12 protein-coding genes are annotated in these 14,249 nt (G+C 48.7%); 5 read left to right on the top strand and 7 right to left on the bottom strand.

Translation table 11 applies throughout. From position 1 onward, the window contains the following. Positions 1-32: 32 nt before the first annotated feature. Positions 33-1,496: a tRNA uracil 4-sulfurtransferase ThiI gene (thiI, locus tag M3P05_RS04600; protein WP_249698181.1), complete on the bottom strand. Its 1,464-nt coding sequence runs from the start codon at positions 1,494-1,496 to the stop codon at positions 33-35. Between the two features lie 512 nt (positions 1,497-2,008). Here thiI and glnA point away from each other — a divergent pair. Continuing rightward, on the top strand, positions 2,009-3,415 hold the full coding sequence (gene glnA, locus M3P05_RS04595; RefSeq protein ID WP_249698180.1) for a glutamate--ammonia ligase: 1,407 nt from the start codon (positions 2,009-2,011) through the stop codon (positions 3,413-3,415). Between the two features lie 57 nt (positions 3,416-3,472). Here glnA and M3P05_RS04590 read toward each other — a convergent pair whose 3' ends face one another. Beyond that, on the bottom strand, positions 3,473-4,717 hold the full coding sequence (locus M3P05_RS04590) for an SGNH/GDSL hydrolase family protein (RefSeq protein ID WP_249698179.1): 1,245 nt from the start codon (positions 4,715-4,717) through the stop codon (positions 3,473-3,475). 63 nt (positions 4,718-4,780) lie between these two features. Here M3P05_RS04590 and M3P05_RS04585 point away from each other — a divergent pair, with 63 nt between their 5' ends. The 3 genes from M3P05_RS04585 (at position 4,781) to glnG (ending at position 8,124) form a co-directional block, all read left to right on the top strand. After that, positions 4,781-5,320: a DUF4124 domain-containing protein gene (locus M3P05_RS04585; protein ID WP_249698178.1), complete on the top strand. Its 540-nt coding sequence runs from the start codon at positions 4,781-4,783 to the stop codon at positions 5,318-5,320. 249 nt (positions 5,321-5,569) lie between these two features. Further along, positions 5,570-6,685, top strand: a complete 1,116-nt coding sequence (gene glnL / locus M3P05_RS04580) for a nitrogen regulation protein NR(II) (RefSeq protein WP_249698177.1) — start codon at positions 5,570-5,572, stop codon at positions 6,683-6,685. Continuing rightward, positions 6,682-8,124: a nitrogen regulation protein NR(I) gene (gene glnG, locus M3P05_RS04575; RefSeq protein WP_249698175.1), complete on the top strand. Its 1,443-nt coding sequence runs from the start codon at positions 6,682-6,684 to the stop codon at positions 8,122-8,124. Before glnL ends, glnG begins: the two co-directional genes overlap by 4 nt. Positions 8,125-8,161: 37 nt before the next feature. Here glnG and M3P05_RS04570 read toward each other — a convergent pair whose 3' ends face one another. Further along, entirely contained in the window at positions 8,162-8,632 is a 471-nt protein-coding gene (locus M3P05_RS04570) for a tRNA (cytidine(34)-2'-O)-methyltransferase (protein WP_249698174.1), read from the bottom strand. 126 nt (positions 8,633-8,758) lie between these two features. Here M3P05_RS04570 and M3P05_RS04565 point away from each other — a divergent pair, with 126 nt between their 5' ends. Then, complete coding sequence (locus tag M3P05_RS04565; protein WP_249698172.1) at positions 8,759-9,508, top strand: fimbrial biogenesis chaperone; 750 nt, start codon at positions 8,759-8,761, stop codon at positions 9,506-9,508. On the opposite strand, the gene M3P05_RS04560 is transcribed toward M3P05_RS04565, so the two are convergent. The 4 genes from M3P05_RS04560 to secB form a co-directional block, all read right to left on the bottom strand. Then, positions 9,505-11,952, bottom strand: a complete 2,448-nt coding sequence (locus tag M3P05_RS04560; RefSeq protein WP_249698169.1) for a TcfC E-set like domain-containing protein — start codon at positions 11,950-11,952, stop codon at positions 9,505-9,507. The two genes, M3P05_RS04565 and M3P05_RS04560, sit on opposite strands and share 4 nt — an antisense overlap. Positions 11,953-11,981: 29 nt before the next feature. Further along, on the bottom strand, positions 11,982-12,869 hold the full coding sequence (locus M3P05_RS04555; RefSeq protein WP_249698168.1) for a hypothetical protein: 888 nt from the start codon (positions 12,867-12,869) through the stop codon (positions 11,982-11,984). A 90-nt stretch (positions 12,870-12,959) separates the two neighbouring features. Then, positions 12,960-13,568 (bottom strand): hypothetical protein, encoded by a 609-nt coding sequence (locus M3P05_RS04550; RefSeq protein WP_249698167.1) that lies wholly within the window; start codon positions 13,566-13,568, stop codon positions 12,960-12,962. 175 nt (positions 13,569-13,743) lie between these two features. Further along, on the bottom strand, positions 13,744-14,208 hold the full coding sequence (secB, locus tag M3P05_RS04545; protein WP_249698166.1) for a protein-export chaperone SecB: 465 nt from the start codon (positions 14,206-14,208) through the stop codon (positions 13,744-13,746). Positions 14,209-14,249: the final 41 nt, after the last annotated feature.

Genomic DNA, 14,249 nt, shown 5'->3' with positions numbered 1-14,249 from the left:
CCTGAAACCGGAAGACAGGAATGAAATGTGTGTCAGTCATCCTTGCCGGGCTGGAAAACCCTGACATTCTCATGACCTTCATCACGCAGGTGCATGGCATGAAGCTGGCTCATCACGCCCTTGTCACAATAGAGCAGAAAATTACGGCTTCTGTCCAGTTCAGGGAACTTGGTTCGCAGCTGATAGAAAGGCATCACAATAATTTCACGCCCAGGCATCTGCAGAGGCTTCAGCTCTTCCTCAGTAGGGTGACGTATATCGATGATGATATCGTCCTGTTGCAGCGTATCAACAACCTCAACCTCTTCCCTTCTCAGGTCATCAGCCACGATCTCATGCACAGATACACTGCGGCGATCTTCTACAGCTTTATCCAGAACAGAAAAGTCAAAGAAGGACTCTTCCTTTTCAATCTTTTGAGGACGTGCACGTGTTGTGGGCTTCTTGGAGATGACTGCACAGTACTCAGGAATATTCTTGGCGAAATCTTCTGTACCGATTCTGGCGGCAATGGAAATAATATCCTGCTTATCCATGGCAATAAGAGGACGCAATACCATGGTGTCGGTCACAGAGTCGATTACGGCCAGGTTTGGTAGCGTCTGGCTGGACACCTGGCCCACAGCTTCACCGGTTACCACAGCCTGAATCTTCATCAGCTCGGCTGTTTTGCTGGCAGCCCTCAGCATCATCCGTTTCAGAATCACGCCCATCTGGGAGTTATCAATCTTGTTCAGAATCTCTTCAACCACACCTTCAAAAGGAATGGTGACAAAGCGTACCCTGTGTGAAGCCCCATAACGGCTCCACAGATAGTAAGCCACTTCTTTTACAGCCAGTTCGTGAGCATGCCCACCAAGGTTGAAGAAACAAAAGTGGGTATTGATTCCCCGCTTCATAGTCATAAAGCTGGAAACTGTTGAGTCAAAACCACCTGAAATCAGCGACAGCACCGGATCCTGGGAACCCATTGGGTAACCGCCCAGCCCGGGATGACGCTTGGCTACAAGAAACCAGCGATTATGCTTGATCTCAATATCAACACGTACATCAGGGTTCTTGAGTTTGACACCAGCGGCTTCTGTCGTCTGGTTCAGTTCCCCGCCAATATAACGTTCGACATCATTGGATTTGAAATCGTGGGAACCAGTACGCTTGACCCGAACACAGAACATTTTGCCTGCCAGTTGCTCGACATATACCGGACGCACCTTTTCCAGCATATCCTCCAGGCTTTCCAGAGGGTATTCCACCACTTCCAAAACCTGGTGAATACCGGGAATGCAGCAGAGGCGATCAACCAGGGTTGCCAGATCGCCCTGATCAGTCAGCCCTGATTCAACTTCGACCATATCCCACTTGCCGGTTACGTCCAGCTCAGGATCGACCGGGCGACAGACAAGACGGATATTTCGGCGCAGCTGTTTAACCAGCTGTTTGCGTACCGGAGCACTTTTAATCGTAATCTCGGGAAAGAGTTTGATGACGAACTTCATGGAAAGAGCAAGGGCCAGAAAAGAATATAATTCTTCATTATACAGAACAGGCCAAGGAACCCGCTACCTGCGGTTTACTGCTTACTGATAGTAATCCAACCAGATTTTCCTGAAATAACCTATTGGCTTTCTCGTAATGATGTAAACTGGCTGCGGCTTCTATCGAAGCTTCTGTTGAAAGTTTGATGAAACGGCACTCTATTCTCAAACATTGCACCAAAATGGCGCACCATAATAGTGCAGAAAAAATCAACACGCGCACTATTATGATGCCTTGATCAAAGCAACAAGTATGAAGATCAGGCCGATGCACCCGTTCAATACACTGAAATCACTGTATGTCACCAAATTGGCACACCACTTGCTAAACACTGTTTGCGAGAGATTTGCTGCGACAGATTGATCTGTCGGCTTCATATACTGATTTACCGGAAACATTGATAAACCGCATATCCAGCACCAGGCGGAATTCGGATTCAAGCGGTCGAAAACAGCCCGAGGAATAGACAACAATGTCCAACAACACTCTTTCCCTGATCAAGGAACATGACATCAAGTGGGTTGACCTTCGATTCACTGACACCATTGGTAAGGAACAGCACGTTTCCCTGCCAATCTCTGAAATTGACAGCGAGTTCTTTGAAGCCGGTAAGATGTTTGACGGCTCCTCCATCGCCGGATGGAAAGGCATTAACGAGTCCGACATGATCCTGATGCCTGACGACAGCACCGCTGTTGTTGACCCATTCACCGATGAAAATACTCTGAACCTGCGCTGCGACATCATCGAACCTGCCACCATGCAGGGTTATGAGCGTGACCCACGTTCTGTTGCCAAGCGTGCCGAAGAGTACCTGAAGTCTACTGGTATTGCTGATACTGCTTTCTTTGGCCCTGAGCCCGAGTTCTTCGTATTTGACGATGTGAAGTGGAAGATCGATATCTCCGGCGCATCCTATGAAGTGAACTCCGAAGAAGCAGCCTGGGCATCCAACGAGATGTTTGAAGGCGGTAACACTGGTCACCGTCCAGGCATCAAGGGTGGTTACTTCCCCGTTCCTCCAGTTGACTCCCTGCACGATCTGCGTGCTGCCATGTGTCAGGCTACTGAGGCCATGGGTGTTCCTGTTGAAGTTCACCACCACGAAGTTGGTACTGCCGGCCAGTGTGAAATCGGCACCCGCTTCAACACCCTGGTTCGCAAAGCTGACGAAAACCAGATTCTGAAGTACTGCGTACATAACGTAGCTCACGCTTACGGCAAGACTGCCACCTTTATGCCCAAGCCTCTGGTAGGTGATAACGGCAGTGGTATGCACGTACACATGTCCCTGAGCAAAAACGGCGAAAACCTGTTTGCTGGTGACGGTTATGCCGGCCTGAGCGATGACGCTCTCTACTACATTGGTGGTGTGATCAAGCATGCGAAAGCCATCAACGCTTTTGCTAACGCTTCAACCAATGCTTACAAGCGTCTGGTACCAGGCTTTGAAGCTCCGGTTATGCTGGCTTACTCAGCCCGTAACCGTTCCGCATCCATCCGGATTCCTTATGTGAACAGCCCGAAAGCACGTCGTGTAGAAGTTCGCTTCCCTGACCCGACAGCCAACCCATACCTGGCTTTTGCTGCCCTGATGATGGCGGGTCTGGACGGTATCAAGAACAAGATTCACCCAGGCGATGCTGCTGACAAGGATCTGTACGATCTGCCACCAGAAGAAGCAGCTGAAATCCCAACTGTTGCAGCCAGCTTTGAAGAAGCACTGGATGCTCTGGATCGGGATCGTGAGTTCCTGACTGCTGGCGGTGTATTTACCAACGATATGATCGATGGTTACCTGGAACTGAAGCGCGATGAGTGCGTCAAGGTTAGCCAGACAACTCACCCTGTTGAGTTTGATCTCTACTATTCCTGCTAATTTTCTGCAGATAACTGGAAGGCCGCTTTGATAAGCGGCCTTTCTTTTTTTCAGCAATTAAAGATGAAGCAACTGCTCCAACGTCTTTCGATCAGGCAGTACTGAGCTTGAAATGCCTTCATCAAGTAACAGATTCATCAACGCCTCAGCCTCATGCTTTCTGAAATTCTTAGGTAAACGACAGTCAGTCCAATAGCCTTCTAACCCGGCCATAACACACAAATATGCAGCCATATGTTCATAAGCGCGGGCTGTGGGGTGTAATGCATCCCAGAAGAAGTGCTCATCAGGCTTTTCACAAACCTTAACGTCACTCTCCCTGACATCAAAAATTGAATGATCTCCGGGGGAACTGTAGCACCCGGGAATTGTTATATTGGTACACCCGTGATCAGTCACAGAAAAACCAAATACTGATGCATGCTGGAAAAACAGCTTCATTGCAGAATACCCATCAGCAAAGACAATTTTTACGTCTGGATACACAGTTTCCAGATACAGTTTGACCTTCGATATCAATCTATTGTGGGCTTCAACAGTCTCAAGAATTTTGGGTACGCTTGGGCTGTTTTGAAAACAGGGAGTAAAAGTCAGATCCGGTAAAGTCCCCCAGCCGATGTGACGTGCACCTTTTAGAATCAGCCGTTCAATAATGCTGACCTGAGTTGCCACAATAGCTTCTACATCCCAGAATTGATTCTGATAGTCATTGGAACCTGATGCCATGATATAAAGAGTATCGGGGTCGAGTCTCTTATGATGCTGCAGATACCAGTGTGCCAGTTCGTATGTACTCGGAAGAATCCATTTTCCTATTCCTCCTGCCAGATATCGCAGCCATTCCTGAGTGTGGACTCTCTGATCCTGCCATAGGCCCAGCCACGACTGAAGAAACTGCCATGATGACACGGACCAGCTTCCGCCAAAGGCCAGATTAACGAACTGATCTGGATCCTGTGTATCCAGCCCTAACATTTCAACGGCCAGCTCACTGGCGAGAGGGCCATTGCTGAAACGCCCCTGGTAATATGCTTTTGGGGGCATAGCCCCCACAAACATACCCACAGGAAGTAAAGACCAACCTGAACTGAAAAGATCATCAAAGTACCAAGGCTTTCCCCTAACTCCCCGGAAGTACTCAAATAGCTGACTGGTGTTACCTGTATCAGACAGGCTGTCCCCAAAAACAACCACCCTTCTCAGCCGAATAAGCTCATCATCAGAAATAACAAGAGTGCTTGATAACAACAAAATCAGACAGGCAAGAACGTACTGCCCTGATCGCTTCAGCCTCCGCCCCATTGGCTGATTCCCCCGCGAATCACTAACATGAGGAGAAATAGAATAGAACAATAAAGGATAAGCATGAGTGGGCTTATACGATTACTAACTGCCGGAATCTCAATACTTCTAGTGACTTTTGCAGTCAATGCAGAGGTTTATAAAGTGATCGACGAAAATGGCAATGTTACCTACACAAACAAAAAAGCTGAGACCAAAAGCAATACGGCTCCAGTTGAACTTGGGCCGATACAGACAATTCCTGCCCCCAAAATCACCCCGTCAAAAACTAAACCAAGGACAAAAGCAGAGACATTCTACAAATCCATTGAAATAACATACCCCTTGGAACAGGAAACGTATCAAAACCCGGAAAGTATTGCTGTCACCCTGAAGAGTACTCCTCCTCTTGGACCTGGCCACCGCTATCGCCTCTCGATTAACGGCAAAACCTTTAACGAGGGAAAAACACCACAGTTTGTTATGGATTATCCGGATCGGGGCTCATACACGATTAAGGCTGAAATTCTGAATGCCAAAGGCAAGAGTCTTATCAGCAGCTCGCCACGCACCATATTCGTGCACAGAAGCAGGGTAAATGCCCCAAAGCCCCAGTCCAAATAATCTCTAAGCAAAAAGAAAGTCCCCTCGACCTCATGCACCAACATGGTGCAACATCTTTTTCTATGCCACACTACTCAGCTGGCATAATCGGATCATGCCTGAAAACAGTGCGCTGCCTGATTGACCTTAAAAGGGTTGAAAGCTCAGCACTTGGCCCACTCTTTCACCTTTGGAAGTCGATATTTCCAAAGAGATGGGCCGAGGAAGATCAATCTGGTTTGCTTTTTGCATTTCTGGATACCAAGACCAATGACAAAGACATTCCAGCACAGTCTCATGCAGCACCAGCTTCTTGAAAACATGACAACTGCCGTTCTGGTTTTTGATGACAAACTCAGAGTGCAGTTTATGAATCCGGCCGCCGAAGCCGTTCTGGCAATCAGTGGGCGGCAGGTTTATGGTCTGTCGATCAAGGAACTATTCAAAGAAAAACCTTCTTCCACAGAAGAGATCAGGGCAGCACTGCAAAGCGGCAATTGTTACAACAAGCGCGAAGCCAGACTGAAACTGGTGAATGGTCATAGTCTGACTGTTGATTACGCTGTCACGCCACTCATAAGCGACTCTGAAACCATTCTGCTGATGGAGCTTCAATCCCGGGATCGCCTGCTTAGAATCAGTCGTGAAGAAACCCTGAAAGCCAAGCAGGAAACTGCCCGCATTCTGGTACGAGGGTTGGCCCATGAGATCAAGAATCCCCTTGGCGGGCTCAGGGGGGCAGCTCAATTGCTGGCACGTGAGCTTCCGAATGAAGATCTTAAGGATTACACCAACGTCATCATCGAAGAAGCAGATCGGTTGAGAAATCTCGTTGACCGGATGCTTGGTCCATTAAAGCTGCCCACAATGGCCCCCATAAATATTCACGAGGTTCTGGAACGGGTCTCCAACCTGATTCATGCGGAAACCAACGGGCAGTTGAAAATTACCCGGGACTACGACCCCAGTATTCCGGATGTTGAAGCCGATGCAGAGCAGCTAATACAGGCCACATTAAATATCGTGCGCAATGCCATGCAGGCAATCAGCCAGCACATGCCTTTAAGCGACGGCCATATTTCCCTGCGTACACGTATTCTGCGCCAGTTCACTATAGGCGACACTCGTCACAAAATTATCTGCCGGGTTGATATTGAAGATAATGGCCCAGGCATTCCCAGAGACATGCTTGAGAATATTTTCTACCCGATGATCAGTGGCCGGGCTGATGGCTCCGGCCTAGGGCTGTCTATTTCCCAGTCTATCCTGACCCAGCACAACGGATTGATAGCCTGCGAGTCAGAGCCAGGAAAAACCGTGTTTTCATTATTTATTCCATTTCAATGCAAAAATAAGAAAGATAAAAACAGGGGAGTGACACTATGAGCGCCGGAACCGTCTGGATCATAGACGACGACAAGTCGATACGCTGGGTTCTGGAGCGAGCACTTGCCCATGAAGAAATAGATAACACAAGCTTCGAAACAGCAGATGCGGTGTTGAAAAAAATCGGATCAGAGCAACCCGATGCCATTATCAGTGACGTTCGCATGCCGGGAACAGATGGCCTGACCATGTTGAGCCGACTTCAGGAAGATTTCCCTGAAATTCCTGTGATCATCATGACAGCGCACTCAGACCTGGACAGTGCTGTTGCCTCATACCAGGGCGGGGCTTTTGAATACCTGCCCAAACCTTTTGATGTTGATGAAGCCGTCGCCCTTATTAAACGGGCATTGAGTCACGCCCAGGAACAGAAAGTTCAATACCCCAAGAACACTCCCGAAGCCACACCCGAAATTATTGGTGAGGCTCCAGCTATGCAGGAGGTATTTCGGGCAATTGGCAGGCTGTCGCAATCCAATATCACCGTACTGATTAATGGCGAATCAGGAACCGGTAAAGAGCTGGTCGCTCATGCCCTGCACCGCCATAGCCCGAGGGCTGCAAACCCGTTTATTCCTCTGAATATGGCCGCTATCCCCAAGGACCTGATCGAGTCAGAGCTATTTGGTCATGAGAAAGGAGCGTTCACCGGAGCCAACCAGCAACGTCGTGGCCGATTCGAGCAGGCTAATGGCGGAACACTGTTTCTGGATGAAATTGGGGATATGCCCGCCGACACCCAGACCCGGCTGCTCAGGGTTCTGGCAGATGGTGAGTTCTACAGGGTTGGCGGACATACTCCTGTATCCGTTGACGTGCGCATTATTGCCGCAACCCACCAGAACCTTGAAGGCCTGGTACAGGAAGGCAAGTTTCGTGAAGACCTGTTTCATCGCCTGAATGTGATCCGTATTCATCTGCCGAGGCTTGGCGACCGGCGTGAAGATATTCCTCTGCTGGCTCTTCACTTTCTGGACAGAGCCGCCCGAGAGCTGGATGTTGAAACCAAAATCCTGCGACCAGAAACTGAAGACTTTATGTGCAGCCTCGACTGGCCGGGTAATGTTCGACAACTGGAAAACACCTGTCGCTGGCTCACTGTTATGGCTTCTGGCAGAGAAGTCCTGATCAGTGATATGCCACCCGAGCTGTCAGAGCAACAGAAAGAACCTGCGACAGGAAACAACTGGGAATTGGCTCTGCGAAACTGGGCCGATCAGCGCCTTGCTCAAGGGGATGTCGGTATTCTGGATCAGGCTATCCCTACATTTGAGCGCATCATGATTGAAACCGCACTCAAGCATACCTGCGGTCGAAGGCGTGATGCCTCTCACCTTCTGGGCTGGGGCCGAAATACCCTGACCCGGAAGATTAAAGAACTGGATATGGAAACCGGTAAAAACGAGCAGGAAGAGCCTGCCGAAGATATTGTTTCTTGAGTATCGATAACCAGGCTCTATGAGCCTGGTAGCAACTTTACTCTTTCAACCCACCAATAAAACCAACCTGCCGCCAGGCTTCATAGCTGACTATGGCCACAGCATTGGAAAGGTTCAGGCTGCGACTTGTTGGCAGCATTGGAATACGCAGACGGTGTTCTTCCGGAAAGCTATTACGAAGATCATCCGGCAATCCGCTGGTTTCCGAACCAAACAGGAGTACATCCCCTTCCTGGTATTCCAGCTGATCATGGGGACGACTGCCCTTTGTAGTACAGGCAAGAATTCGAGCACCCTTTACCGCCTCAAGGAACGCTTGGTAATTTGGATGAACACTGACATTAGCCAGGTCATGATAATCCAGCCCGGCACGCCGCACTTTTTTCTCATCCAGATCAAAACCCAGAGGCTCAATCAAATGCAGACGGCAGCCGTTATTTGCCACTAATCGAATAATATTTCCGGTATTGGCGGCAATTCGCGGTTCATAAAGTGCAATATGGAACATAGCAGGACTGGCTTAGTGTCTAAACAGGGGACGCGAGTATAATTGAACTGTTAAATACAAAAACAGGAAGAATTCAAGTACTTAACTATCCTCTACGAATAAGCTAAGAATAATACGTATATCACAATGAATTTAAAGACAGCTCTTCAAAGTTACTTCGGCCTGACATTGCTGGCTTTATCCTTTCTCTCATGCTCTGTTTATGCAGATATCTCAGTTGATAAAGCCATTGTCGAATTCAGACCTAATGGGGAGTACTACACCGATATTAAAGTGCAGAACAATGCCAACAAGAAAGCCTACGTCTCTGTTTCTATAAAGGAGGTCATTAAACCAGGCCAGCCCGATGAAAAGCGTGAAGAACTGTATGATCCTGATAAGGCTCTACTGGTTGCGACACCGTCCCGCCTGATCATTGAAGCAAACCAGTCCTCTCCTGTTCGTTTACTCAACCTTGATGAAGACCATAACCAGGAGAGGATTTATCGGGTTCTGGTTGAACCTGCCAGTGCAAAATTCAAGGCGGAGCAGGATGCCGTACAGGTACTGGTTTCCTACGATATTCTCGCTATCGTGCGCCCGGAAAAACCGGTGACCAAAATCCTTGCGTCACGCAAGGGAAAAAACATAGTTTTTTATAACGCAGGCAATACCAACATTTTTCTGGAGAGGGGGAAACAGTGTAATCCTGCAAATAAGAGCCAGTGTGAGGATATTCTCGGATCACGCCTCTATGCTGAAGCAAGCTGGACAACGGATCTGCCGTTTGAGTCTGATGTGGAGTTCAGCCTGAATGATGGAGAGTCGGCACCAACAAGTATCTTTAATGGCAAAGATAAGTTGCCTGACTCCATGCCAAAACCTCTAGCAGATTAAACATCAGGTATACAAACCAGTTTTCCGAGAAGAACCACTCCTCGCCTTTTTCTTTTTTCTGTCGGAAGCTTCGCCAGGCAGGTCTGCCCATTTTCCATTATCACCTTCAACGCAGTCACGCTGGGCACAAGGCGGGTTTGAAATAGGCCCCGCCCATCAGTCACTGTCTTATCCTGTGAATTTTCCAGAACAGCTCCTGATATAGCCTTGCCCTGTTCATTCTGAATCCGCCCTAGTACCGGCTCAACCTGAGTCACTTCAAACTTCACCTTTGCAACATTACCCGGATAAAGCGTGACATGCTGAACACGTTCTTCATAATCTGAAAAGCTGTTGGCTGCAGGACGAATGGAAATTCCATACTCGCCATACGGAGATAAAGTCACAGGAACCCTCTCTCCTGTTTGCCCCTTGGCGACAACCCTGTCGTTGACGAGGATGTCAAACTGACTGTTTCCTTCCCCTTCCAGCACAACCAGGGCAGCACTATCGCTTAACTGGCTGCCACCGATGGCAATGCCCTTGGCGCTGGCTAACAGGCTTGTGCTGAACTGACCAATATAGTTGGTCACATTTTCCCCTTTTTCAGGCCAGGTTCGGTTGATACTGGCCCGGCCACCAATACGCTGACCAGTAAAAGTCATATCAGCGCCAACTGAACGCTGCTGTCTTTGTCTCTCGACAAAGCCTCCAAGGTTTATGCTGTTTCTCCCAACAACCTCCAAATCACGCAGGTTGCCATCTACACGGCTGGCCATTGCCAGCTCCTGATTATCTTTGGTTCTTGTTTCCTGACGGGTTTGCTTGAAAGTAATTTCAGAGAACTGGGTTCTTTGGGCGAGGGTCAGCCCGACCAGTAACTGATTCAGATTTTTTGTCCGAGAACCGGTAATAGACATCCGCAGATCCGTTCGAACACCACGAATCAAAGGCCATTCCATACGAACATGGTCAGTGATAGTTGTGCTGATATCGCCTTCAGCCTTTTTCCAATCCCTTCCCAGTTCAACACTGGTATCCTGGATCACGCTGCTGACACTGAACTGACCAGAGCGAAAGCCCTTCTCTAAAAGTGAACTCTTTCCTTCTTTCTTATGGTTCAACTCACGGTAGCTGGCCTGGCTCTGGAGACCTTGTCCGTGCCAGCGAACTTCACCATAGAGCCCCTGCCGGTTGTGACGGGCCAGCATAATGCCACCGGCAAAATCAAAGCTATGCCCTAGATGAAGGAGTCCTGTTTCAACCAGCGCATCACTGTTATTGACCGTGGAGGCAATGCTCAGGGAAGTGCTCTCCTGCAGCAGAAAGCTGTAGCCACCCCGGCCAACCCAGCCTTTACCAGTTCGAGGCCAGTACTCCTGCCTGACATTCTCCATTGGCCGTCCGATTTCAAAAAAGTAAATCGGGTCGTTCCGACCAGGAAGCCTGTTGCTCTTTACAAATAGCTGTGTCTGCTCATCAACTAAACGGGTGCCATCAAACACCTTGATTGTCAGGTTGTAAGCCCCCTGGGGCAGTTTATTGGTATCGATCTGCTGACGGCCAGCTTCCAGCAGCATGGCATCCAGCAACTTGCCATCCCGATAAATCTCCACTCGCCCTCTTACGGGCAGAAACACCACTAATGGCGTGATATTCAGGGCTGCATCCTGAACCAGGGTTTCTGATGAATGAGCAATCCTGCCCCCCAGGAGCAAAGAATCTGCAGAAAAGCTAAGCCCAAAGCTGCTGCCACCAAAGAGTCCCCCCTGTATTTCCTGCCCCTGAAGGTCTCTCTCCAGGTACAAAGAGGATATATTGGCATGCTCTGTCTTGTCGTAATTCCAGTCAGCAAAGACATGGTTCTCCTGGAAAGCCATAACAGAACGCCCGTACCAGGAATAATGATCAGTTGAATCCTTAGCCCTGGCTCCAGACATGCTCAGGCTTAGGCCCTGAATGGCAGAGAAGCCCGTTGAGGCACCGCTGAGGTAGCGGTTTTGATTCAGCGTCCTTACTTTCAGATAGGCAGGGTTAATATAAACAGTCGCTCGAAAATGACGGGCATCAAATACCACAGAGGCAATCTCAGGCTCGGGAATGGGGCATTCTGATTTCTGGTGACAGATAAAGCTTTGATTGGCACTGAGCTTCCCTGCAAGAGCCGCTGAAATAATTCCGGCATTCAGAACATCCGGAAATAAACCCACAACCTTTGCCGCGTCAAAGAAACGGATCCAGCTGGTCGTAAACTCTGCCTGTATAGAACCCGCCTTCCTGTCACGAAACCAGATTTCAACCTCGGTTTCCCTTGCAGCATCAATGTTTTTAAACCCTGGAGGAATCTCTTCTTCTTCCTCATCAAAGACAGCTGCACCCTTCTCATCAGCAATACCCCATCCGCTCCATACAAAGGTTGAAGCAAGAATGAAAGCAAGGAAAAATGCGCGGAATGCGTCAGGCATAGCCGTTTAATCTTGAGACTCTCTCCGTTTTATCGGGATTCCACGGTTATTCTCAAGAGTCCCTGGTAGTTCCCGGAGTTGGCCCCGAGCTCATGTTCAGGCTGTACTTTCACCTGGATGGAAGCGTTGGGCTGCCCCCGGCAATCAAAATATGAGTCTCCCTGATAGGCCTGGCTTAACTCCCCGGAGGCAAGCATTTCAGCAGGTCTGGCCCCCGATTTCCACAACACCTGATAGGACAGTTCAATGCTGCCGCTTTTCAATACATAAGCCCCCTGGCTGCCATCTCCCCGCATGCGAACGGCATAACGGCCAAAGCCATTTCGAAAAATGCAGGCATCGATCTTTCCCTCAGAAGGACTGTTTCCAGTGAAGTCTGGCAGCAGTAGTGGGCCAGCCACCTTCACATCAACCTGCTCAGGCACCTCCAAGGAAAGCAAAGTATCAAAAGCATGAATATCCTGCTCATCAATCTGTAGCCTCAGTTTTATAACCTGCGTATACAAACCTCCGGCTACTGAACCAGATACCTTCTGAGGCATGGCTTCCAAATAGAAGATATCAGCCTCATTGGAGCAGTGACTGGATATTGAAGAACCTCTGGCAAGAATATCTCCACTGCGTACCGGAATAGTACGCCCACTTTTTTCCGGCCTGACACTTAATTGGAAGGGAACAGGGTCGGCTTGTGACCCCGAAGCTTTAAGCTGCAGTCCACCACCAGGAAGGGAGAAAACAACCCGCCAGTTTCGACTGAGTTTCTCAGCACTGTCATTTCTAATACAAAAACGTCCGGACTGGGGGTTCCCAAAGTTGGTGAGCGCAATACGCTCATCACCAGTCAATTGAATGACTGGCTGGCCTGCGTAAGCCGAAGAAATACTCAGGAAAATAAGTATTGGAAGAACAAGAGGCATTCCCTGTCTCTTTGTAGAAGTATGCACTTCAGTCTAGTCAGTCAAATGAAAGACAAAATGTTTAACTGAGCTTTAACCCTATTAAGAGGATCACTCTGCCGAGAATGTCAGTTTAAGAGTCGTGTTATAGTTTCCTGTTTGAACATTTTTGGTCTGGGCTGAAACAAAAAGCTGAGTCGCAGTTTGAGCACAGTCCTTCTCTGTAGCTACTGCGGAAACAGGGACTTGCTTATTAGGTGGTACGCTATCCCCACTTTTATTTGAAGATGTATCAGCAATTTTCACGTCAATAGGGACGTCCTGTTTGCCAGCACTTTTTAATACAAATGCTCCGCCGCTAACTGGAGAAACCGCAACTTTAGCTTTCTTCTGTTCAGCGTTATTTGTAATCACACAGTAATTTTTTGACCCTGAAGCTACTTCATTTGGCCCAGGAAGTAGAACCAGTTCTCCTGCTTCCATCTGGGTAACTTTAATTCGGTGGGAAATATTCAACTTAACCACAACATCCAAACTTTGAGCAGTGCTGTAACCATCTTCCTGAGCAGTAACCAGAAATGAAAATGCCACACACAGGGCTGAAACAAGACAGATGCCTATCCAGCGAATTTTCCGGAATAACTCTTTTGGATCGAGCAAATCCTTAATCATGAGGGACTCCTCTTCCTGTTCATGCCTTATTTTACTGTTGTTAGTCATTTCCAAGCCTCTGCCATCCACAGGTGTTTGATAATTCTTACTGGCTATGGGTTCCCCAAAAGAGGGTCAGCGTGGCTGACGAGCATGTCAGGATAGGCAAAAATAGAAAAACCGCCAGCAGAGGGCCTGCATGGCGGTTTTTCTGTGAAAGGCAGTAAGTCTTCTTTGCAGAATATTACTGCTGAGTTTCGTTAGCAGCCTGCTGCTGAGCCTGCAGATACAGGGCATCAAAGTTCACAGGAGCCAGCATCAGAGCAGGGAAGCTGCCACGGGTAACCAGGCTGTCGATGGTTTCACGGGCATATGGGAACAGCAGGTTAGGGCAGAAAGCACCCAGAGTACGGTGCAGATCAGCGTCAGGCAGGTTGCGCGCCAGGAAGATACCAGCCTGCTGTACTTCAGCAACAAACGCAGTCTCTTCGCCATTGCTTACGGTTGCGGTCAGAGACAGAACCACTTCATACATGCCTTCTTCTTCCAGAGCAGTATTGGTGGTGTTCAGGTCTAGCTTCACTTCTGGCTGCCACTGAGTCTTGAAGATCTCAGGTGCCTTGGGGGACTCAAAGGACAGATCCTTGATGTAGATACGCTGCAGTGCGAACTGTGGCTGCTGTTCCTGAGTTTGCTGATTGTCAGACATCGTTCTTTCCTTTAATTACCTTGAAAACCCTGTTCCATCAT

Source organism: Parendozoicomonas callyspongiae, assembly GCF_023502345.1.
Taxonomy (GTDB): domain Bacteria; phylum Pseudomonadota; class Gammaproteobacteria; order Pseudomonadales; family Endozoicomonadaceae; genus Sansalvadorimonas; species Sansalvadorimonas callyspongiae.
This window is presented reverse-complemented; position numbering and strand designations above follow the sequence as displayed.